The following is a 20,928-nucleotide window of genomic DNA, read 5'->3' as shown; positions in this document are numbered from 1 at the left end:
ACATACGAAGTTAGCGCTAACGGTTCCACCCCGAATCGCGCCCCGGGCGATCGGGACGCGCATGCCACCCTGTCTCAGTGCGGCTGGACCCCGGGCAGGAACACCTTCTGGTCGCGGTAGAGCAGCGAGATGCCGTCCTTGAAGACATGGACGTTCTGCGGATCCGCGGTCAGGCGGACGTCGTTGCCGCGCAGGTCCTTGTGGATGCCGTGCAGCTTCGCGATCACGGGCGGATGTTCGGACGAGGTCGACTGGAAGTAGAGCAGCGTGACCTCGCCCAGGGCTTCCACGATCTCGACCCTGGCGTGGTAGGCGAAGTCGGCGGCGTCGGTCTCGATCATGTCCTCGGGGCGGATGCCGACCTGAACGACGGCGCCCTCGTCCTCGGGCGTGGAGGGGTAGTGCGAGGTGATCGTGCCGCCGCCTTCGTCGAGCGCCAGCGTCGTGGTCTCGCCGGTGCCGACGATGCGCCCGGGCAGGAGGTTCATGGCCGGAGAGCCGATGAACTGCGCCACGAAAGTCGAATTGGGCTTCTGGTAGAGCTCGAGTGGGGAGCCCACCTGAGCGATGCCGCCGCCTGCGAGCACGACGATGCGCGTGGCCAGCGTCATCGCCTCGACCTGGTCGTGGGTGACATAGATCATCGTGGAGTCGGGCATCTGCTCCTTCAGCTGCGCGATCTCGATGCGGGTGGCCACCCGCAGCGCCGCGTCGAGGTTCGAGAGCGGCTCGTCGAAGAGATAGACCTTGGGGTCGCGCACGATTGAGCGGCCGATGGCGACGCGCTGGCGCTGACCGCCCGACAGGGCCTTGGGCAGACGGTCGAGGAAGTTCGTCAGCTGCAGCTTGTCGGCGGCTGCGCGCACCTTCTTGTCGATGACGTCCTTGCTGTCGCCGGCGATCTTCAGGGCGAAGGCCATGTTGTCGTAGACCGTCATGTGCGGGTAGAGGGCGTAGGACTGGAACACCATCGCGATGCCGCGCTGGGACGGCGGCACGTCGTTCACGACCATCCCGTCGATCTGCAGCTCGCCGCCGGTGATCTTCTCCAGCCCCGCGATCATCCGCAGAAGCGTGGACTTGCCGCAGCCCGAGGGCCCGACGAAGACGATCAACTCGCCCTTCTCGATCTCGAGGTCGATGTCGCTCAGCACCGTCACGGTGCCGCCGTAGGTCTTCTCGACGTCGGTCAGTTTAAGATTGGCCATGTCCCCGTCTCCTCCCGGTTGATCCCGCGCACCGGCCCCCTCAGGCCGCTTCCTGTGCTCCGAAATAGGCTTGGTAAGGCGGCAGCGTGATCTCGCGATCGCGCTCAGTCGCGGTGAATGGCGCGCCCATGTCCTGCCGCCACGTTCCGGGCGGGAAGGACACGGGAAGCGCCGTGTTGGTCAGGTTGAAGGCGCAGAACAGTCGCTGGCCCTCGTGTTCGCGGATGAATGACACCGCGCCGTCGCGCGCGTGCAGAAGCGTCAGGCCGCCCTTCACGAGCGCGGGGTAGCTTTTGCGGAAGCCGATCATTGCCCGGTAGAAGGCGAGGGTCGAATCGTCCTTCCCCTCCTGCCTCGCGACGGCGCGGTGCAAGTGCTCGACCGCCACAGGCAGCCACGGCTTGGCGTCGGAAAAGCCGCCGTTCTGGTTGTCCGAGATCCACGGAAGCGGCGTGCGGCAGCCGTCGCGCCCCTTGTAGTTCGGCCAGAAGCGGATGCCGTAGGGGTCCTGCAGGTCCTCGTAGGCGACGTAGGCCTCGGTCAGGCCCAGCTCTTCGCCCTGATAGAGGCAGACCGAGCCGCGCAGCGACAGAAGAAGGCCGGCATAGAGGCGGCGCGCGTCCTCGCCGAGGTTCCAGCGGCTCGCATGGCGCACGACGTCGTGGTTGGAGAAGGCCCAGCAGGCCCAGCCGTCGCCGATCTCGCGCTCGTAGTCGTCGATCACCTGCCCCACCCGCTCGGGCGTGGGCGGAACGCTCGAGAGGAACTCGAACGAGTAGGCCATGTGCACCTTGTCGCCGCCGCCGGTATACTCGGCCTGGATCTGCATCCCGTATTGCGCGTCGCCGACCTCGCCCACCGAGGTCGCGGCGGGATACTCGTCGAGGACCGCGCGCAGCCGGCGCAGGAAGTCGAGGTTCTCGGGCTGGTTCTTGTCGTAGAGGTGGTTCTGCCAGTTGTAGGGGTTCACCTCGGGCGCGATCGTGGCGTTGCGCCGCTCGGGCTCCAGCGCGGGATTGTCGCGCAGTTCCTTGTCGTGGAAGTAGAAATTGATCGTGTCGAGGCGGAAGCCGTCGACGCCGCGATCCAGCCAGTAGCGCACGATGCCCAGAAGCTCTTCCTGGACCTCGGGATTGTGCAGGTTGAGATCGGGCTGCTCCTTCAGGAAGTTGTGCAGGAAATACTGCATCCTGTCGCCCGACCATTCCCACGCCGAGCCGCCGAAGATCGACAGCCAGTTGTTGGGCGGGCTGCCGTCGGGCTTGGCGTCGGCCCAGACGTACCAGTCGGACTTGGGGTTGTCGCGGCTGGTGACGCTTTCCTGGAACCACGAATGCTGGTTCGAGGTGTGGCTGAGCACGAGGTCGATCAGCACCTTCAGCCCCAGCTGGTGCGCGCGGTGGATCAGCGCGTCGAAATCGCCGAGCGTGCCGAACATCGGGTCCACGTCGCGGTAGTCGCTGACGTCGTATCCGAAATCCAGCATCGGCGAGCGGAAGAACGGACTGATCCAGATCGCGTCCACCCCCAGCTCGGCGACGTGGTGCAGGCGGTGGATGATGCCGGCGAGGTCGCCCACGCCGTCATGGTTGGAGTCCTGGAAGCTGCGGGGGTAGATCTGGTAGATCACCGCCCCCCGCCACCAGTCCTTGTCCGGCGCGACGATCTGTTCGCGCGCCATGTCCTGCATCAGGTTCATTTGCGTTTCTTCGTCTTCTTGTCGTTGTTCGCGTTACTTCACGGAGCCCGCGAGAAGCCCCCGGACGAGGTATCTCTGCATCGTGAAGAAGACCAGCAGCGGCACCGCGATCGAGACGAAGGCGGAGGTCGCGAGGATCTCCCAGTCGCCGCCCCTCGTTCCCATCAGCTCGACGATCTGGCGCGTCATCACGGTGGTCTCGCCCGAGGCGTCGATCAGGAACACCATCGCCACCAGCAGGTCGTTCCACGTCCACAGGAACTGGAAGATCGCGAACGAGGCCAGCGCCGGGAAGCTGAGCGGCAGGATGATGCGCGTGAAGATCTGGAAGTCCGTGGCGCCGTCCACCTTCGCGCTCTCAATGATGTCGCGCGGCAAGCCGACCATGTAGTTGCGCAACAGGTAGATCGCGAGCGGCAGTCCGAAGCCCGTATGCGCCAGCCATACGCCGAGGTAGCCCTTGCCGATGCCGATGGAGTTGTGGAGCGACAGGAGCGGGATCAGCGCCAGCTGCAACGGCACCACCAGAAGCGCGACGACGGCGGCCACCAGAAGAGCACGGCCGGGAAATTCCATCCACGCAAGCGCGTAGGCCGCGAAGGCCGCGATCAGGATGGGGATGATCGTGGCCGGGATCGTCACGGTCAGCGTGTTGAAGAAGGCCTGCGTCATCCCCTCGCGGTTGCCTGGGTCGAACAGGACGTTCCGGTAGTTGCCCAAGGTGAATTCCGGCGGGCTTTCGGCGGTCACGAAGACGCGCTGGCCCCTGCCCGAAAGCTGTTCGTCGTCGCCCTCCCAGACGTAGTCGCCATTGGCCTGGACGGTCATCGTCTCGCCGTCGCCCATGTCGGCGGTCTCGCCCGGAACGTAGGCGCCGATGTCGCGTGACGAGGTCCCCCAGGCCGAGATGTCGGCCTCGACCATGTCGGGGGTATCGACCTGCCCGTCGACCACGAAGAGGTTGCCCTCGACCATGAAGCGTCCCTCGCCGAGGTCGAGCCTCGCGTCGTCGGGATCGGCGGTGCGCAGGGTCTCGTTCTGCACCGCGGGGAACATCGCCGCCCACCAGCCCGAGGTCCGGATCTGGTCGGTCGTGCGGAAGGACGACACCAGAAGCCCGAGCGTGGGGAAGATCCAGAGAAGCACGAGGGCCGCGACCGAGATGTGAACGGCCCAGGTCAGCGAGGATTTCTTGCCCGCGATGTTATCCATGTGCGTGACCCCCCTTGGGTGCGGCGCGACGATCGACAGGCATCAGCGCATCTCCTTCCGGACGTTGTAGACGTTCCACACCAGGATCGGCGTCACCATCAGCATGATGACCATCGCGCTGGCCGAGCCGATGCCCCAATCGTTGGCCCGGAAAAGCTTGTCGTACATGTAGTTGGCCAGAACCTGCGTCTGCCACTGGCCGTTGGTCATGGCGAAGACGATGTCGAAGATCTTGAGCACCACGATGGTGATCGTCGTCCAGACGACGACGATGGTCCCGGCGATCTGCGGCATCTTGATCTTGAAGAAGATCTGGAACGGATTGGCGCCGTCCACGATGGCGGCCTCGACGGTTTCCTCGGGGATGCCGCGAAGCGCCGCGGACAGGATCACCATGGCAAAGCCCGTCTGGATCCAGATCAGCACGATCATCAGGAAGAAGTTGTTCCAGAACGGCACGGTGAGCCATGTCACCGGGCTTTCGCCGCCGAGCTGGAGGTAGATCGCGTTCAGGACGCCGATCTGGGCCACGTCATCGGGACGGGCGTCGTAGATCAGCTTGAAGATCACGGCGGCGCCAACGAAGGAGATCGCCATCGGCATGAAGATGAGCGACTTGGCGAGGCTGCCCCACGAGATGCGGTCGGTCAGCTGCGCGGCCAGCAGCCCGAAGGCGGTCGAGGCGGCCGGCACGATCAGAAGCCACAGGAAGTTGTTGCGCACCGCCTCCCAGAACTTGTCCTCGCCGACCATCTGGGCGTAGTTGGCCAGCCCCACGAAGGCGCCGCCCGAACTGCGGTCCGTCAGCGACAGCCGCAGCGTCTCGAAGACGGGATAGGCGAGGTAGAGGCCGAGGGCGAAGATCGCCGGGAACATGAACAGCCAGGGCCGGATCGCGTTGGCGCGATTGATGTTCCGCCCGGCGTTCGGCCCTTTTGGCGGGTACAGGACCCGGTCGAGAAACTGGTTCGAGAAGTAGAAATACGCGACACAGCCGCCGACACCCACGATGATCGTGATCAATCCTTGCAATGCAGGATTCATGTGTCCCCTCCCCTTGAGATGCAGTGACCCCGGCCGTGGCGATGCGTTGCTGCGGGCGGGGCGAAGCGGATGCGGCCGGCACGCAGGCGGCCGCATCCGAGGTCAGGCCGTGGGATCAGTCCAGCGCGTCCCAGCTCTGCTGGATCGAGGCCGCGACCTCGCTTGCGTCCGCGCCGCCGGCGAAGTCGACCATGCCGGTCCAGAAGGTGCCCGCACCGATCGCGCCCGGCATGAGGTCGGACCCATCGAACCGGAAGGTCGTCGCGTCGAGCAGGATCTGGCCCTGCCCGGCCTCGACGTTGCTTGCGTAGGTGTCGAGGTTCACGCCGGAATGCGGGGTCAGGAAGCCGCCCTGCGCCATCATGATCTCATGCGCGATCGGGGTCTTCAGGAACTCCATGAAGGCCATGGTCGCGTCGGAGGGATCGGTGACCGCCATCAGCGTGCCGCCGCCAAGCACCGGGTTGCCCAGATCCTCGCCCTCGAACGAGGGGAAGTAGAAGAAGTCGGCGTCGACGCCCACTTCGGTGCCTTCCGGGAAGAAGGCCGGGATGAACGACGCCTGGCGGTGCATGTAGCAGCCCGGCGGCGAGGCGAAGAGACCCGTGGGGCTGTCGCGGAAGTCGGTCGTCGCGACCGCGCCCGCGCCGCCCTGCACCCAGTCGTCGTTCCGGGCGAACATGCCGAAGGTCTCGATGGCGTTGACGATGCGCTCGTCGTCGAACGGGATCTCGTTCGTGACCCACTGGTCATAGACCGAGGGTTCCTGGGTGCGCAGCAGGATGTCCTCGACCCAGTCGGTCGCGGGCCACCCGGTCGCAGCCCCCGAGCCGAGCCCGATGCACCACGGCGTCTCGCCGTCCTCGACCATCTGCTCGCTCAGGGCGATCAGCTCTTCCATGGTCTCCGGAACCTCGTAGCCCGCATCCTCGAAATTCTCGGGGACATACCAGACCAGCGACTTCACGTTCACGTTGAAGAAGAAGCCGTAGAACTGGTCCTCGCCGTTCTCGTTCTCGTAGGTGCCGAGATCGACCCACGACTCGCCCGCTGCGTAGTTCTCGCGAACCCAGTCAGCCATGTCCTCGCCGAGCGGGCTCAGAAGGCCGCTGCCCGCCATGACCGACGCAAGGCCGGGCTGCGGGAAGACGGCGATGTTGGGCGCGGATCCGGCCTCCGCGTCGATGACGATCTGCTGTTCGAAGCTGTCGGACCCGGTGTAGGTCGCCTCGGCGCCCGTCGCCTCCTCGAAGTAGGCGAGGAGGTTGTCGAACCGGTCGGCTTCGGGCGACAGCCACGGGCCCGCGATCGTCACGGTCTCGCCGCTGAGGTCCGGCGCGGCCTCGGCGTAATCGGTGTAGCTCTGCCAGTTGAAGTCGCCTTCTCCGACGGGAAAGGCGAGATCCTGCGCCTGCGCGGCGCCCGCCATGAGCGCGAGCGCGGCGGCGCTGGTGAAGAAACGCGTCTTCATCGAAAATATCCTCCCAGACATGATGCCGGTAGCTTCCGGCTGGTATCTACCCCAATCGCGGTGCGGGCACGCCGTAGCATTGCCCAAAGCGCTTTGGGTTACGGGCACCCTTTCGGATGACCGCCGATAAGTCAATCCACCAACGGAAGGTCCCTGAATTTTATTGGTTTATTTTGCAGGTGCAGAAAAATGTGGCGCTGCGGAAACTTTGACAACCGGGCCGCCAGATGATTAGCCTCACCAATGATTGAAAGCGCTTTGAGGCGGATTTCGCGATGAATCTCAGGCAGCTGGCCGACTCTCTCGGCCTGTCTCAGACAACCGTCAGCCGCGCGCTGAACGGGTATCCCGAAGTCCGGGAGGAGACCCGTGCGCGGGTTCTCGCCGCAGCGAGCGCCGCCAACTACGCCCCGAACTCGCGGGCGCGGCGGCTGGCGACGGGGCGCGCGATGACCATCGGCCACGTTCTGCCGCTGAGCGGCCGGGAGGAGCTGGTCAATCCCATCTTCGCTGACTTCCTCGCAGGCGCGGGCGAGGTCTATGCCCGCGAAGGCTACGACCTGCTGTTGTCCATCGTTCCCAATGGCGAGGTCGAGCGCGCCTACCGCCAGATGGCTGCGAACGGGTCCGTGGACGGCGTCATGCTGCAATCGCCGCGCGTCGAGGACGCGCGCATCGCCCTGATGGCCGAGCTCGGGATGCCCTTTCTCGTGCATGGACGCACCGGCAGGTTCGACGACTACTCGTGGCTCGACATCGCCAACGTCCGCGCCTTCCGCCGCGCGACCGAGTTCCTTCTCGACCTCGGCCACAGGCGCATCGCGCTGATCAACGGCCAGGAGGAATACGACTTCGCCGCGCGCAGGCGCAGGGGGTTCGGCGACGCGATGGCCGCGCGCGGCCTCACGCCCGATCCGCGCCATCTTTGCGAAGGCGTCATGACCGAGCATTTCGGCTTTTCCGCCGCCGCCGCGATGCTCGACGGGCAGGATCCTCCGACGGCCTTCCTCGTCTCGTCGATCATCTCGGCCATCGGCGTGCGCCGCGCGGCGAGCGAGCGGGGCCTTTGGCTGGGCCGGGACATCTCGGTCATCTGCCACGACGACGTCTTGTCCTACATCGGCAACGATGCCACCACGACCCCCGAGGGCCCGCCCTTCACCTCGACGCGGTCCTCGATTCGGGATGCCGGGCGGCGCTGCGCCGAGATCCTGATCGGTCTCATCCGCGAACCGGGCCAGCCCCCCGTGCAGGAGCTCTGGGAGACCGAGCTCAACCTGGGGCGGTCGACCGGCCCCGCACCCGCCGACTGAAAGGACACCAGAGATGAAGGCCAGCCGCGCCGATTTCCCCGACGACTTCCTCTTCGGGGTCGCGACCTCCGCCTACCAGATCGAGGGCCACGCCTTCGGCGGCGCGGGCAAGACGCATTGGGACAGCTACGCCGCCACCCCCGGCAACGTCGTGCGCGCCGAGAACGGCGAGCTCGCCTGCGACCACTACCACCGCTGGGAAGAGGATCTCGACCTTGTCGCGGCCCTCGGGGCGGACGTCTACCGCTTCTCGACCTCGTGGGCGCGGGTCCTGCCCGAAGGCACCGGCGCGCCCAACGCGGAAGGCCTCGACTTCTACGACAGGCTGGTGGACGGGATGCTGGCGCGCGGCATAAGGCCGGCCGCCACGCTCTACCACTGGGAACTTCCGCAGGCGCTGGCCGACAAGGGCGGCTGGCGCAACGCCGACATGCCGAACTGGTTCGCCGATTTCACCCATACCGTGATGAGCCGCATCGGCGACCGCGTCTGGTCGGCCGCGCCCATCAACGAGCCGTGGTGCGTCGGCTGGCTGTCGCATTTCGACGGCCTGCAGGCGCCGGGGATGCGCGACATCCGCGCGACCGCGCGCGCCATGCACCACATCCTGAAGTCGCACGGGGCCGCGATCGAGGTGATGCGCGGCCTCGGCATGGGCAACCTCGGCGCGGTCTGCAATTTCGAGTGGTCCGAACCCGCCACCGACAGCCCCGCCGACCTTGCCGCAGCCACCCGCTACGACGCCATCTACAACCGCTTCTTCCTAGGCGGGCTGTTCCGGGGCGAATATCCCGCCGAGGTCCTCGAGGGGCTGGAGCCGCACCTGCCTGAGGGCTGGCAGGACGACTTCGCCGTGATCACCCGGCCGCTCGACTGGATCGGCGTCAACTACTACACCCGCAAGCTCGTTCGCGCCACCGACGGGGCATGGCCCGCCTACGAGGGGGCCGAGCCCGTCCTGCCGCTGACGCAGATGGGCTGGGAGATCTACCCCGACGGCCTGCGCGATTTCCTGCTGCGCACCGCGCGCGAGTACAGCGGCGACCTGCCGATCTACGTCACCGAGAACGGCATGGCCAACCCAGACCTGCCCTACCGGCCTGACACGGCGCGGATCGACTACATCGACGCGCATCTGGCCGCCGTCCGGCAGGCGATCGCGGAAGGCGCGCCGGTCGCGGGCTACTTCGTGTGGTCGCTGATGGACAATTACGAGTGGTCGCTCGGCTACGAGAAACGCTTCGGTCTGGTCCATGTCGACTTCGAAAGCTTGGCAAGGACGCCGAAAGCGTCCTATGAGGCGCTCGCCCGGTGGTGGCGCCCGGACGCCCCCTGACCCGTCAAGCACGAACGAGACGCCAAGATGACCACGACCAAGCCCGGCCTGTCGCTCGTCGCCGATATCGGCGGCACGAATACCCGCGTCGCGCTGGCGCGCGGGCCGGTGGTGGACGCCGCGAGCGTGACACGGTTCCGCAACGCCGAGCATTCCGGCATCGCCTCGGTGATCACGACCTACCTCGCGCAGCGCGGGATCGGCGAGGCCATGATCGACGGCGTCTGCGTCGCGGCGGCGGGGCCGGTGCGCGACGGGGTGGCGCAGCTGACCAACCTCGACTGGCGCATCGACCGCGAGGTGCTTGCCGAGGCGCTGACCGCCACGACCTCGGCGGTCCTGAACGACCTGCAGGCGCAGGGCCACGCGATCGGCCACATCGCGGATGACAACCTCGTCGAGGTGCTGCCACAGCCGCCGCACTCGCCGCTGGCGGCCAAGCTTGTGGTGGGCATCGGCACGGGCTTCAACGCCTGCCCGGTCTTCGACACCGAGGCCGGACGCTTCGTGCCGCCCTCGGAGGCGGGCCACGTCTCGCTGCCGGGATCCGTCCCCGACCTTCGTCCGGTCCTGTCGAAGATCACCGACAGCCACGGCTTTCCGCCCGTCGAGGAAGTCCTGTCGGGGCGCGGTGTCAGCACGCTGCACGCAGCCCTTCACGGCACCACGCTTGCTGCGGCGGACGTGCTTGCCGGCATGGACGCGCGCGACCCCGCCGCGCTCGAGACGGGGCGGCTTTTCGTGAACGTCATGGGCGCGGTCATCGGCGACCTCGCGCTCGGCCACCTGCCCTTCGGCGGGATCTACCTGATCGGCGGCGTGACCCGCGCCTTCCAGCCGTGGCTTGCGGAATTCGGATTTGCCGAGGCCTTCCGCGGCAAGGGCCGTTTCTCGGAGTTCATGGAAGGCTTCGGCGTTCAGGTCGTCACCGACGACTACGCCGCGCTTACGGGATGCGCCTCGCACCTGTCGCGGCTCTGAAGCGGGCCGGCGGTTGACGCAGGGGCAGCCCCGCCACGCGCCCTGCACTCGGCGGTTGCCCCGCCGCCCCTTCCGCGCCATGGTCGTCGTGCCGCGTGCCGCAACAGCGGGCGCAGCCAAGCTACGAACATGGTCAATCAGGGAGGAAAGACCGTGCTGCACAAGACACTTGCCGCGTCCACCGCGGCCGCCACGGGCCTCGCGCTCATGGCAGGCGCCGCCGCGGCGCAGGAAATCCGCTTCATGTGCTATTCCGACGGCAACGAGTGCGAGGTCTACGACGACGTGCTCGCCCGTTTCGAGGAGCAGAACCCCGGCGTGGACGTGATCGTGGACGTGGTGCCCTACCAGGCGATCCTCGAGAACCTTCCCGTGCAGCTTGCCGCCGGCACAGGGCCGGACATGGCCAAGGTCACCGATCTCGGCGGCCTGAACGAATATTACCTCGACCTCGCCCCCTACGTGGATCGCGGCTACTGGGAGGACAGCTTCGGCGGCACGCTCGACTGGTATCGCGCGGGCCCCGAGGACGACGGCATCTACGGGATGCATTCGCAGCTGACCATCACCGGAGCCTTCGTGAACGCGACGCTCTTCGAGCAGGCGGGAATGGAGATGCCCGGCCCCGACGCCACGTGGGCGGACTGGGCCGAGGCCTCGCGCGCCGTGGCCGAGGCCACCGGAACACCCTTCGCGATGGCGATCGACCGCTCGGGCCACAGGGTCGCGGGCCCCGCGATCTCCTACGGCGCGGCGCTGTTCGGCCCCGACGGCGAGCCGACGCTGTCGGACGAGGGCTTCACGGCCTTCGTGCAGCAGTTCGTGGACTGGCACAACGACGGGACCATCGCGCGCGACGTATGGGCCGGCCAGGGCGGCGCCACCTACCAGGACGCGGCGCAGGAATTCATCAACGGCGAGCTGGTGTTCTACTATTCCGGCTCATGGCAGGTCGGCCGCATGGACGAGCAGGTGGGCGACTTCTTCGACTGGCAGGTCGTGGGCTCGCCCTGCGGCCCGGCAGGCGCGTGTTCGGGAATGCCCGGCGGCGCCGGCATCGTGGGCTTCGAGCAGACCGAACACCCTGAGATCGTGGCAAGCGTGATCGACTTCCTTGCGCAGGAGGACGTCTATGCCGAGGTCACGGCGCGGACGCGCAACCTGCCCGCGCATCTCGGCGTGGCAGAGGCCGGCGTGGAGTTCCAGGACGCATCGCCCGCCGCATCGCGCGCGTTGTCGGCCTTCGCCTCGGACCTGCCAGACGTCGCGCCGGCGGCCTTCCGCTACCAGGGCTTCGCGGGCAACCGCGCGATGTTCGGGATCACGGTGGAGCGCGTCAGCCAGGCCATCGTGGGCGAGCTGACCGTCGAGGAGGCCGTGGCTCGCATGGCCGACGACCTCGCCTCGGCGATGTCGCAATGACCTGAAATGGCCCCGGCCCCCGGCATGCGCGGGGGCCGGACGCCGCGGCGCGCGCTCATGCTCTCGTTCATCTCCTCCGTCATGCGGATCGTCGAGATCCCGATGCTGGCGCTTCAGCGCCTCCTCGGCATGAACCGGCTCGCATGGGTGTTCCTCGCGCCGAACCTGATCCTTTTCGCGCTTTTCGCCTTCCTCCCCGTGATCCTGAACGTCTCTTACGCGACGACGGGCGGGGACAACGTGCTTCTGGCGGACCGCCCCGACGTGGGGCTGCGCAACTTCGCCACGCTCACGGATTGCGGCAGTTTCCTCGACCCCAATTCCTGCCGCGAGGACAAGTTCTGGCGCGCGGTGTGGAACACGCTGTGGTTCGTCACGCTGCAGGTGGGCTTCATGGTGGGCTTCGCGCTCCTGACGGCGCTGATCCTGAACCGCGACATCCGCGCGCGCGGTTTCTTCCGCGCCGTGTTCTTCTTTCCCGTCCTTCTGTCGCCCGTCGTCGTGGCGCTGATCTGGAAGTGGATCCTTCAGCGCGAAGGCGTCCTGAACGCCTTTCTCGACTGGACCGGCGCGGGCGGCTTCAACTGGCTGGTCGATGCGCAATGGGCTTTCGCGTGGTCGGTATTCATCTCGGTCTGGGCGCATATGGGCTTTTACACGCTGATCCTTCTTGCCGGGCTTCAGGCCATCCCGCGCGACGTCTACGAGGCGGCGATCATGGACCGCGCCTCGCCCTGGCGCAGCCTGACCCGGATCACACTGCCGCTTCTGGCGCCCACGATGCTGGTCGTGCTGGTGCTTGCGCTCATCAAGGGCGTGCAGACCTTCGACGAGATATATGCCTTCACCGGCGGCGGCCCGGGCACCGCCACGACCTTCATCATCCAGTACATCTACGAGGAAGGCTTCGCCGGCGCGCCGAGGCTATTCGGGCTGGCGGCCGCGGCCTCGCTCCTGGTGGCGCTCGTCCTCGTGATCCTGACCCTCGTGCAGCTTTGGGTGAACCGGAGGAACGTCGATGGCTGATCGCAGGCGACCGGGCGGGCCCGGCCGCAAGCCCCTTCCCTCGAGGGCCGCACCATGAGCCGCGGCTTCGCCTTCCTCGCCCGCACCCGCGGCCGCGACCGGCTGCACTGGACGGACTGGGCCTCCTACGCCTACCTCGGCTTCGGCATCGTGCTGATGTTCGGGCCGGTGGTGTGGCTTGTGATGTCCTCGTTCAAGACCGAGGCCGACCTGCAGCGCTATCCACCCACCTTCCTGCCCTACCAGCAGCAGACCATGGTGGTTGAGGGCTACGACGAACCCCTGCCCCTCTTCCTCATGACCGGCGGCGAATACGAGGGCATGGTCCTCGCGCAGGTGCGGCGCGTGGGCCTTCAGGCGCAGATGGTGGACCCCGCCAATCCCGGCAAGCGGCTGCGCGCCACCATCGACCAGCGCGAGCCGGTGCAGCGCGTGCGCCTCGCCACCGAGAACTACACCGAGCTGTTCGAGCGCTTCACCTTCCTGCGCTATTTCTGGAACTCGACCTTCATCACCCTGATGTCGACGGCGATCATGCTTCTGGTGAACTCCATGGCCGCCTTCGCGCTGTCGAAATACGAGTTTCGCGGGCGCACGACCGTCCTTCTTCTGGTGATCTCGACGCTGATGATCCCGCAGACGGTGGTGCTGGTGCCGCTTTTCCTGATCGTGACCGAGCTGGGCATGTTCAACTCGCTCTGGGGCGTCATCATTCCCGGCGCGGCGACGCCCACGGGCGTCTTCCTGCTCAGGCAATACATGCTGACCATCCCCGACGAGATCCTCGACGCCGCCCGGATGGACAAGGCGAGCGAGTGGAAGATCTACTGGCGCATCGTCCTGCCGTTGTCGGCGCCCGCCATCGCGGTGCTCGCCATCCTCGCCATCATGTGGCGCTGGAACGATTTCCTGTGGCCGCTGATCGTGCTGACGCAGTCCGAGAACTTCACGCTGCAACTGGCGCTGAACTCGTTCCAGGGCGAGCTTCTGACCGACTGGTCCTCGCTGCTGGCGATGACGGTGCTGACGCTCCTGCCGATCGCCTGCGTGTTCATGTTCCTGCAGAAATACATCGCCACCGGCATCGCATCGACCGGCGGGAAATGACGGCCGCGACAACGGGCGCCCGGCAGATGCCGCGAAGCGCCAGGGCAAGAAGAACGGGGGAAACGTGATGGCAAGGCTCGAGCTGCGCGGCGTGCGCAAGTCCTACGGCGCGGTGGAGGTCATCAAGGGCGTCGACCTGACCGTCGAGCATGGCGAATTCTGCGTCTTCGTGGGGCCTTCGGGCTGTGGCAAGTCCACGCTCCTGCGGATGATCGCGGGCCTCGAGGGGATCACCGGCGGCGAGGTGGCGATCGGCGGCGACGTGGTGAACCGCGTGCCCGCCGCCGACCGGGGCCTTGCGATGGTCTTCCAGTCCTACGCACTCTACCCGCACATGACGGTGCGCCAGAACCTTTCCTTCGGGCTGGAGAACATCAACACGCCGAAGGCCGAGATCGCGAGGAAGGTCGAGCAGGTCGCCAAGATGCTCCAGATCGACCCGCTTCTGGACCGGAGGCCCAAGGACCTGTCGGGCGGGCAGCGCCAGCGCGTCGCCATCGGACGCGCCGTGGTCCGCGAGCCGCAGGTCTTCCTGTTCGACGAGCCGCTGTCGAACCTCGACGCCGAGCTGCGCGTGGACATGCGCGGCGAGATATCGGCGCTGCACAAGCGTCTGGGCAACACGATGATCTACGTCACCCACGACCAGGTCGAGGCGATGACGATGGCCGACAAGATCGCGGTCCTGCGGCTGGGCGAACTCGAGCAGTTCGGACGCCCGCTCGACCTTTTCAACGCGCCCGAGAACCTCTTCGTGGCGGGGTTCATCGGAAGTCCGCGAATGAACTTCCTGAACGGCACCGTGGGCGAGGACCGCACGCACCTGCTGCTTGCGACGGGCGACACGGTCACGCTGCCCGAACGCGGCTTCGCGCAGCGGGCGGGGCAGCAGGTGACGCTGGGCCTGCGCCCCAACGACCTGCACCCCGGCGATGGCGGCGCGCTCCACGCCGAGATCCGCTCGGTCGAGCAGCTTGGCTCGGACAGCTACCTCTATGGCGCGTTCGGCGACGGCACGCCGGTGACCGTGCACAATCCTGGCCAGACCCGCGTGCGGCCGGGCGAGCGTGTCGCGCTGACCGCGAATTCGGACGCCATCCACCTTTTCGACACGGACAGCGGCCGCACGCTGCGAATGTGAAGGACCGCCTCAGGGCACCTCGTGGCCGAGCGAGGCGGAGTAGATCTCGAACCAGTCCTCGCGGTCGAGCTCGACGTTCATCGCCGCCGACAGCCCCCGGATGCGCTCCAGCGAATTGGTGCCCATGACCGGCAGGATGCAGGCGGGGTGGCGCAGCAGGAACGCCACCGCGACGTCGGCCGGCCCCACGCCCTGCGCCTGCCCGATCCGCGTCAGGACCGCGCGCAGGCCCGCGCCCTCCTCGCCAAAGAGCCTCCCCCCGCCGAGCGGCGACCACGCCATGACCGGATGTCCGTGGCGCTGATGGAACGACAGGTCGCCATTGGTGAAGGCCTCGAGCCGCATCGCCGAGATCTCGATCTGGTTGGTGACGAGCGGCGTGCCCATCGCCGATTGCAGGAGCTTCCAGTCCCACGGGCGGAAGTTCGAGACGCCGACCGCGCGCACCTTGCCGGACGCGACGAGCGCATCGAGCGCGCGGCCCGTCTCCTCGTGGTCCATGAGGGGGTCGGGCCGATGCACGAGGAACAGGTCGATCCGGTCCGTGCCCATGTCGCGCAGCGAGGTTTCGACCGCCTCGGTCATGTAGGCGGCGGTCGTGTCGTAATGCTTCAGCCGCCTGCCCGCGCTGCGGCCCACGGGCGCCACGATGTCGAACTTGCTGACCAGCTCCACGCGGTCGCGCAGGCCGGGGCTTTCGCGGAAGGCCGCGCCCAGAAGCGCCTCGGCGCCGTAGTCGCCGTAGATGTCGGCCTGGTCCATCGTGGTGATGCCCTGCTCGAGGCAGGCCTCGACCTTGGCCCTGACATGGGCCGGGGACGTGTCCTTGTCGTCGCCCAGCCGCCACATCCCGTAGACGATGCGGGACAGGGTCAGCTCGGCCATCTTCACGCGGTTCATCAACGTCTCTCTCCTTGTCCCAGAGGCGTCGCCGGCATTGCGGCCGGCACCCTTCCGTATTCGTGCGGCAGCGAGCATGTCTTGAGCTCGGGAATGACGAGGCGGCCGAAATGACGGCATTCCTCAAGGTGCGGATAGCCCGAGAAGATGAAGGCGCGGATGCCCATCTTTTTGTAATCCTCGATCTCGGACAGGACCTGGTCGGCCGAGCCGACAATGGCCGCGCCGCAGCCCGAGCGCGCGCGCCCGATGCCGGTCCAAAGGTGCGGCTCGACGTAGCCGAACTGGTCGGCCAGCTCGCGCGCCCGAGCCTGATGGCTGACGCCCAGCGATCCTGAATCGAGCGCGCGTTCCCGGATCAGCGTCCCCAGCTCGTCGTCGAGCCTCGAGACGAGATACTCGGCATACTCGCGCGCCTCCGCCTCCGTGTCGCGCACGATGACATGGACGCGCAGCCCGTAATCGAGCGTTCTGTCATCCTTTTCAGCGACCTGGTGGACGGCCTTCATGCGCTCGGCGATCTGGTCCTTCGGTTCGGGCCACATCAGGTAGACGTCGCAATGCTGTCCGCACAGCTCGAGTGCATCGGGCGAGTAGCCCCCGAAATAAAGCAGCGGGCCGCCGGTCTGGTATGGCCTGACCGGATCGGTCGTCAGTCCCTTGAAGTCATAGACTTCGCCCTCGTAATTGATCTCGTCGCGGGTCCAGGCCTGCTTCAGGATCTCGACGACCTCGCGCGATCGGCGGTAGCGGTAGCCGCTTTCGGCCTTCTCGCCGGGAAAGTCCGAGGAGATGATGTTCACCGTCAGCCGCCCCTCCAGCATGTGGTCGAGCGTCGCGATCGTGCGCGCGAGCATGATCGGCTGCATCTCGCCGCAGCGCACGGCGGCAAGCATGTTGATCCGCTCCGTCACCTGGCTTCCGGCCGCGACGAAGGACAGCGTGTCCTGCCCGACCTGGTAGGAGGACGGGCACAGGATGTTGCGGAAACCCTGCGCCTCGGCCTCCTGCAGAATGTCCGAGCAATGCGCCCAGGACGAGCGAAGGTCACCCTCGGGCACCCCGAGATAGCGGTAATCGTCGGAGCAGAGCGCGGCGAACCACGACACCTCGGCGGCATCGAGATCGGGCGACGTGACGGGGACGACGGTCATGCGCGCGGGCCTCCCTTCCCATTGCGACAGGCCCCTTTGCGTAGCGCCGGAAAACGGGTAGATCAATAGTATAACAATCTGCTACGCCGCACGCCGGAGTAGCCCCGAAGGACCGCACCCGCAGATGTCCGCGACGCTGCCAAAGCCGCATCCCGGCGCCCTGCCCGCCTACCTGCGCATCGCCGAGCGCCTGACGATCGAGATCGGAGCTGGGCGGCTTTCGCCGGGGGACAGGCTGCCGCCCGAGCGGCGGATGGCAGATGCGCATGGCGTGTCGGTCATGACGCTGAGAAAGGCGCTCGCCGTGGTCGCCGACCGCGGCCTGATCGAGCGTCGTCAGGGCTCGGGCAACTACGTGCGCGAGGGAGGGCGGAACGTCGGCACCTACGCTTTCTTCCGGCTCGAGGCGGTGCCCGACGGCGGCGGCCTGCCGACCGCGCGGCTGATCGGCCTCGATCATCTGCCCAAGCCCGCCGGGCGCACTCTCGGCAGCGACGCGTCCCATGCCTGGCGCATCAGGAGGCTGCGCGCGCTCGACGGCGTCGATGTGGCGCTCGAGGAAATCTGGCTCGACGGACGCTTCGGCGCGCTTCGCGCCGATCAATTGTCGGAATCGCTCTACAAGAGCTACGCCGAGCGCCTCGACCTGACAATCGCCCGCGCCGAGGACCGTGTGGGTTCGGGGGCCCTGCCCGACTGGACGCCCGAGGCGTTCCACCTGCCGCCGGGACACGTGACGGGACTTGTCGAACGGCAGAGCTTCGATCAAAACAGGCGCCTGGCCGAGACGTCGCGGACATGGTTCGACACCGGGCGCGCACGCTATTTCGCGTCGGTGCCATGAGGGATGGCACGCGCGCGACCGCATGGGAGGATGCGAAGGACATGACGCGATACGGCATCGTCGGATGCGGCATGATGGGCCAGGAGCACATCCGCAACATCGCACTTCTGGCGCAGGCGAAGGTCTCGGCCTTCGTGGAACCGGACGCGGAGATGGCGGCGCGGACGCAGGCCCTTGTGCCCGAGGCCTCGTCCTGCGCGGATCTTGCCGCGCTGGTGTCGCGCAACGACGTGGACGCGCTGGTGATCGCCTCGCCCAACCACCTTCACGTCACGCATCTGCACGACGTGGCCAGCGCGCGGCCCGTGCCCGTCCTGGTGGAAAAGCCCCTGTTCACGCGCCGAGAGGACGAGGCCACGATGCAGCGCCTCGCGCGCGATTACCCCGCGCCGATCTGGGTGGCGATGGAATACCGCTACATGCCCCCCATCGCCCGCTTCCGCGAGATGGCCGAGGAGGCGACGGGCGGGATCAGGATGCTGACGATCCGCGAGCACCGTTTTCCCTTCCTGCACAAGGTCGGCGGCTGGAACCGCTTCAACCGGAAGACCGGCGGCACGATGGTCGAGAAATGCTGCCACTTCTTCGACCTCATGCGACTGATCCTGCGGGACGAACCGGTGCGCGTGATGGCAAGCGCGGGCCAGGCGGTGAACCACCTGGACGAGCGTCAAGACGGCGAGGTTCCCGACATCTGGGACCACGGCTACGTCATCGTCGACTTCGCGCGCGGCGCGCGGGCGATGCTGGAGTTGTGCATGTTCGCCGAAGGCTCCGACTACCAGGAAGAACTTTCGGCGGTCGGCCCGGACGGCAAGATCCAGGCCTTCGTGCCAGGTCCGACGCGTTTCTGGAACTTCGATCTCGGGCCGCAGCCGGTGCCGCACCTCATCGTCAGCCCGCGCCATCCTACCGGCCCCCGGCGCGTGGACATCCCCGTCGATCCGCAGCTGCTGGAGGCCGGCGACCACAATGGCGCGACCTATTACCAGCATCGCCGGTTCCTCGACACGGTCCGCACGGGCAAGCGGCCCGAGGTGACGCTGGAGGACGGCGCGATGGCGGTGCGGGTCGGCCTCGCCGCGCAGGAATCGGCCGTCTCGGGCCAGGCCGTCACCCTTTGAGCATGGCCGGACGGATCGACATCGGCATCGACGGCGGTGGCACCGGCTGCCGGGTCGCGGTGTCGGTGGACGGCGGCCCGACGCACGAGACGACCGGTGGGCCCGCCAACATCGTCACCGACCCCGCGTCTGCCGAGGCGTCGATCCGCCACGCGCTGACCGAGGCGCTGACCGCCCACCGCCTCGGCCTCGACGACATGCGCCGCGCGCGCGTCTGCGCTGGTCTCGCGGGCGGGCGGCTGCCGGGCGTCGCGGACGCCTTCGCCACGCGCCTGCCGTTTCTCGCGTGGGTCGTCGACGACAGCGTGACGGCGCTCGCGGGGGCGCTGCAGGGCACGGACGGCACGCTCGCCAGCCTCGGCACCGGATCCTTCTTCATCCGGAAGTCCGGCGCGGACATGCGCCACATCGGCGGCTGGGGCTTCCATCTCGGGGACGAGGGCTCGGCCGCCTGGCTCGGCCGCCGCGCCCTGTCGCTGAGCCTGCGGGTCGCCGACGGGCGCCTGCCGCGCGATCCGCTGGCCGAGGCGCTGATCGCGGCCGCCCCGCCCCATCCGGTGCTTTTCGCCCGTGACGCAGCGCCCGGCGACTTCGCGCAGCTCGCGCGGCTCGTCCTGACCCATGCCGGAACCCCCCTCGGGAAACGCCTCGTCGCCGAGGCGCTTGCGTCGCTCGAGGAAGGCCTCGGCGACGTCGGCCATGTCGCGGGCACGCCCCTCGTGATCACCGGCGGGCTCGGCGACATGCTCGCGCCGCATCTGCCCGCGCCCCTTCGCCGCGACCTTCGTGCCGCGGCGGGCCGCCCGCTCGACGGGGCGCTTCACCTCGCGCGGGGGCTGCCATGAAACTGTCTGCGGTGGACATCCTCGACGGCGATGGCTGGCGGCGCGGCGTCGACCTTCGCATCGCCGAGGGGCGCATCGCCGACATCGCGCCGTCGGTCGCCAGGAAGGGTGCGCCGGTCGTCTGCCCGGCCCCGATCGACCTCCAGGTGAACGGCGGCGGCGGCTGGATGCTGGGCGACTGCGAGGCGCCGGGCGACGTGCTCGAGATCCTCTCGGCGCATCGCCGTCTCGGGACCGCGGCGATCCTTCCGACGCTCGTTTCCGACACGCCCCAGGCCACGGAGAAGGTGATCCACCTCGTCGAGACCGCGCGCAGGGCGGACGCGGGCATCCTGGGACTTCACCTCGAGGGGCCGCACATCGCCGTTCCCGGCGCGCACGACCCGGAGCGCCTGCGCGACCTCACGTCCGAGGACGTCGCCCGCTACATCGACGCGAAGGCCCGGCTGGGCACCCTGATGATCACCCTCGCTCCCGAGCGCGCGACACCCGACCTGATCGCCGAGCTTGCGCGCGCGGGCATCCTCGTCGCGCTCGGCCACACCGCCTGCACCTGCGAGGCGGCCGAGGCGGCCTTCGACGCCGGGGCACGGATGGCGACCCACCTCTACAACGCCATGTCGGGACTTCACCACCGCGCGCCCGGCCTCGTCGGCGCGGCGCTGACCCGCGCCGAGGCTTTCGGCCTCATCGCCGACGGCCACCACGTCGCGGACGCCGCGCTGAAGGTCGCGCTGGCCGCCCGCGGCCATGCCGCGATCCCCGTCTCGGACGCGATGGCCGTCGCCGGCACCGAGCGCACGGGCTTCGTCCTGTCGGGACGGGAGGTGCTGCGCCGCGACGGCAGGCTGACGCTCGAGGACGGAACGCTCGCCGGCGCCGACATCAGCCTGGTGCAGGGTCTCGGCCATATCGCGCGCCTGACGGGCCGTCCGCTGGCCGAGGTCATGCCGATGGGCTTCGAGCGCCCCCATCGCCTGCTGACCGGCCGGGCCAACCGCCTCGCCCAAGGCACGCCCGCGCGCCTGATCCATATCGAGGGCGATCATGTCGAGGGGTTCGACGGCAAGGCATGGCACGTCCTGCACGCCAGCCCCTGAC

General features: G+C 67.8%; 18 protein-coding genes. 11 read left to right on the top strand and 7 right to left on the bottom strand.

From position 1 onward, the window contains the following. Positions 1–74: 74 nt before the first annotated feature. The 5 genes from P6F26_RS04165 to P6F26_RS04145 all read right to left on the bottom strand — a co-directional run bounded on the left by P6F26_RS04165 (position 75) and on the right by P6F26_RS04145 (position 6,634). Positions 75–1,208: an ABC transporter ATP-binding protein gene (locus tag P6F26_RS04165; protein ID WP_278027386.1), complete on the bottom strand. Its 1,134-nt coding sequence runs from the start codon at positions 1,206–1,208 to the stop codon at positions 75–77. Between the two features lie 40 nt (positions 1,209–1,248). After that, complete coding sequence (locus P6F26_RS04160) at positions 1,249–2,907, bottom strand: alpha-glucosidase family protein (protein ID WP_278027385.1); 1,659 nt, start codon at positions 2,905–2,907, stop codon at positions 1,249–1,251. Between the two features lie 33 nt (positions 2,908–2,940). After that, positions 2,941–4,119 carry a carbohydrate ABC transporter permease gene (locus P6F26_RS04155; protein ID WP_278027384.1) on the bottom strand — a complete coding sequence of 393 codons (1,179 nt, stop codon included), beginning with the start codon at positions 4,117–4,119 and terminating at the stop codon, positions 2,941–2,943. Between the two features lie 42 nt (positions 4,120–4,161). Then, on the bottom strand, positions 4,162–5,163 hold the full coding sequence (locus P6F26_RS04150) for a carbohydrate ABC transporter permease (RefSeq protein WP_278027383.1): 1,002 nt from the start codon (positions 5,161–5,163) through the stop codon (positions 4,162–4,164). Positions 5,164–5,278: 115 nt separating this feature from the next. Beyond that, positions 5,279–6,634, bottom strand: a complete 1,356-nt coding sequence (locus P6F26_RS04145) for an ABC transporter substrate-binding protein (protein WP_278027382.1) — start codon at positions 6,632–6,634, stop codon at positions 5,279–5,281. 275 nt (positions 6,635–6,909) lie between these two features. Here P6F26_RS04145 and P6F26_RS04140 point away from each other — a divergent pair, with 275 nt between their 5' ends. The 7 genes from P6F26_RS04140 (at position 6,910) to P6F26_RS04110 (ending at position 14,960) form a co-directional block, all read left to right on the top strand. Next, complete coding sequence (locus P6F26_RS04140; RefSeq protein ID WP_278027381.1) at positions 6,910–7,947, top strand: substrate-binding domain-containing protein; 1,038 nt, start codon at positions 6,910–6,912, stop codon at positions 7,945–7,947. A 13-nt stretch (positions 7,948–7,960) separates the two neighbouring features. Beyond that, a complete protein-coding gene (locus P6F26_RS04135; protein ID WP_278027380.1) occupies positions 7,961–9,283 on the top strand; it encodes a GH1 family beta-glucosidase in 1,323 nt (440 codons plus the stop codon). 27 nt (positions 9,284–9,310) lie between these two features. Then, positions 9,311–10,264: a glucokinase gene (locus P6F26_RS04130; RefSeq protein WP_278027379.1), complete on the top strand. Its 954-nt coding sequence runs from the start codon at positions 9,311–9,313 to the stop codon at positions 10,262–10,264. 153 nt (positions 10,265–10,417) lie between these two features. Continuing rightward, a complete protein-coding gene (locus tag P6F26_RS04125) occupies positions 10,418–11,686 on the top strand; it encodes an ABC transporter substrate-binding protein (protein ID WP_278027378.1) in 1,269 nt (422 codons plus the stop codon). Between the two features lie 57 nt (positions 11,687–11,743). Next, the gene (locus P6F26_RS04120) at positions 11,744–12,712 is read left to right on the top strand and encodes a carbohydrate ABC transporter permease (protein WP_278027377.1); all 969 of its coding nucleotides are present in this window, start codon (positions 11,744–11,746) and stop codon (positions 12,710–12,712) included. Positions 12,713–12,766: 54 nt separating this feature from the next. Continuing rightward, positions 12,767–13,819 carry a carbohydrate ABC transporter permease gene (locus P6F26_RS04115; RefSeq protein WP_278027376.1) on the top strand — a complete coding sequence of 351 codons (1,053 nt, stop codon included), beginning with the start codon at positions 12,767–12,769 and terminating at the stop codon, positions 13,817–13,819. A gap of 67 nt (positions 13,820–13,886) precedes the next feature. Then, a complete protein-coding gene (locus P6F26_RS04110) occupies positions 13,887–14,960 on the top strand; it encodes an ABC transporter ATP-binding protein (RefSeq protein WP_278027375.1) in 1,074 nt (357 codons plus the stop codon). A gap of 9 nt (positions 14,961–14,969) precedes the next feature. Here the strand turns inward: P6F26_RS04110 and P6F26_RS04105 are convergent, their stop codons facing one another. Both P6F26_RS04105 and P6F26_RS04100 read right to left on the bottom strand, forming a co-directional pair. Continuing rightward, entirely contained in the window at positions 14,970–15,860 is an 891-nt protein-coding gene (locus P6F26_RS04105; protein WP_278027374.1) for an aldo/keto reductase, read from the bottom strand. Beyond that, entirely contained in the window at positions 15,860–17,014 is a 1,155-nt protein-coding gene (locus tag P6F26_RS04100) for an LLM class flavin-dependent oxidoreductase (RefSeq protein ID WP_278027373.1), read from the bottom strand. The genes P6F26_RS04105 and P6F26_RS04100 overlap by 1 nt, the downstream gene beginning before the upstream one ends. A 124-nt stretch (positions 17,015–17,138) precedes the next feature. Here P6F26_RS04100 and P6F26_RS04095 point away from each other — a divergent pair, with 124 nt between their 5' ends. Genes P6F26_RS04095 through P6F26_RS04080 form a run of 4 tightly spaced genes read left to right on the top strand, consistent with a single transcriptional unit; the run spans position 17,139 to position 20,927 of the window. After that, on the top strand, positions 17,139–17,858 hold the full coding sequence (locus tag P6F26_RS04095) for a GntR family transcriptional regulator (protein WP_278027372.1): 720 nt from the start codon (positions 17,139–17,141) through the stop codon (positions 17,856–17,858). A gap of 41 nt (positions 17,859–17,899) precedes the next feature. Next, positions 17,900–18,982 (top strand): Gfo/Idh/MocA family protein, encoded by a 1,083-nt coding sequence (locus P6F26_RS04090; protein ID WP_278027371.1) that lies wholly within the window; start codon positions 17,900–17,902, stop codon positions 18,980–18,982. A gap of 2 nt (positions 18,983–18,984) precedes the next feature. Continuing rightward, complete coding sequence (locus P6F26_RS04085) at positions 18,985–19,827, top strand: glucosamine kinase nucleotide-binding domain-containing protein (RefSeq protein ID WP_278027370.1); 843 nt, start codon at positions 18,985–18,987, stop codon at positions 19,825–19,827. Beyond that, positions 19,824–20,927, top strand: a complete 1,104-nt coding sequence (locus tag P6F26_RS04080; RefSeq protein WP_278027369.1) for an N-acetylglucosamine-6-phosphate deacetylase — start codon at positions 19,824–19,826, stop codon at positions 20,925–20,927. The genes P6F26_RS04085 and P6F26_RS04080 overlap by 4 nt, the downstream gene beginning before the upstream one ends. Position 20,928 lies beyond the last annotated feature (1 nt).

It is taken from the genome of Roseicyclus salinarum, from assembly GCF_029624655.1.
Taxonomy (GTDB): domain Bacteria; phylum Pseudomonadota; class Alphaproteobacteria; order Rhodobacterales; family Rhodobacteraceae; genus Roseibacterium; species Roseibacterium salinarum.
This window is presented reverse-complemented; position numbering and strand designations above follow the sequence as displayed.

What these genes read in the sequence shown, in the direction of transcription:
- P6F26_RS04165 (WP_278027386.1), bottom strand. Translation starts at nt 1,208, where the DNA reads ATGGCCAATCTTAAACTGACCGACGTCGAGAAGACCTACGGCGGCACC.
- P6F26_RS04160 (WP_278027385.1), bottom strand. Translation starts at nt 2,907, where the DNA reads ATGAACCTGATGCAGGACATGGCGCGCGAACAGATCGTCGCGCCGGAC.
- P6F26_RS04155 (WP_278027384.1), bottom strand. Translation starts at nt 4,119, where the DNA reads ATGGATAACATCGCGGGCAAGAAATCCTCGCTGACCTGGGCCGTTCAC.
- P6F26_RS04150 (WP_278027383.1), bottom strand. Translation starts at nt 5,163, where the DNA reads ATGAATCCTGCATTGCAAGGATTGATCACGATCATCGTGGGTGTCGGC.
- P6F26_RS04145 (WP_278027382.1), bottom strand. Translation starts at nt 6,634, where the DNA reads ATGAAGACGCGTTTCTTCACCAGCGCCGCCGCGCTCGCGCTCATGGCG.
- P6F26_RS04140 (WP_278027381.1), top strand. Translation starts at nt 6,910, where the DNA reads ATGAATCTCAGGCAGCTGGCCGACTCTCTCGGCCTGTCTCAGACAACC.
- P6F26_RS04135 (WP_278027380.1), top strand. Translation starts at nt 7,961, where the DNA reads ATGAAGGCCAGCCGCGCCGATTTCCCCGACGACTTCCTCTTCGGGGTC.
- P6F26_RS04130 (WP_278027379.1), top strand. Translation starts at nt 9,311, where the DNA reads ATGACCACGACCAAGCCCGGCCTGTCGCTCGTCGCCGATATCGGCGGC.
- P6F26_RS04120 (WP_278027377.1), top strand. Translation starts at nt 11,744, where the DNA reads ATGCTCTCGTTCATCTCCTCCGTCATGCGGATCGTCGAGATCCCGATG.
- P6F26_RS04115 (WP_278027376.1), top strand. Translation starts at nt 12,767, where the DNA reads ATGAGCCGCGGCTTCGCCTTCCTCGCCCGCACCCGCGGCCGCGACCGG.
- P6F26_RS04110 (WP_278027375.1), top strand. Translation starts at nt 13,887, where the DNA reads ATGGCAAGGCTCGAGCTGCGCGGCGTGCGCAAGTCCTACGGCGCGGTG.
- P6F26_RS04105 (WP_278027374.1), bottom strand. Translation starts at nt 15,860, where the DNA reads ATGAACCGCGTGAAGATGGCCGAGCTGACCCTGTCCCGCATCGTCTAC.
- P6F26_RS04100 (WP_278027373.1), bottom strand. Translation starts at nt 17,014, where the DNA reads ATGACCGTCGTCCCCGTCACGTCGCCCGATCTCGATGCCGCCGAGGTG.
- P6F26_RS04095 (WP_278027372.1), top strand. Translation starts at nt 17,139, where the DNA reads ATGTCCGCGACGCTGCCAAAGCCGCATCCCGGCGCCCTGCCCGCCTAC.
- P6F26_RS04090 (WP_278027371.1), top strand. Translation starts at nt 17,900, where the DNA reads ATGACGCGATACGGCATCGTCGGATGCGGCATGATGGGCCAGGAGCAC.
- P6F26_RS04085 (WP_278027370.1), top strand. Translation starts at nt 18,985, where the DNA reads ATGGCCGGACGGATCGACATCGGCATCGACGGCGGTGGCACCGGCTGC.
- P6F26_RS04080 (WP_278027369.1), top strand. Translation starts at nt 19,824, where the DNA reads ATGAAACTGTCTGCGGTGGACATCCTCGACGGCGATGGCTGGCGGCGC.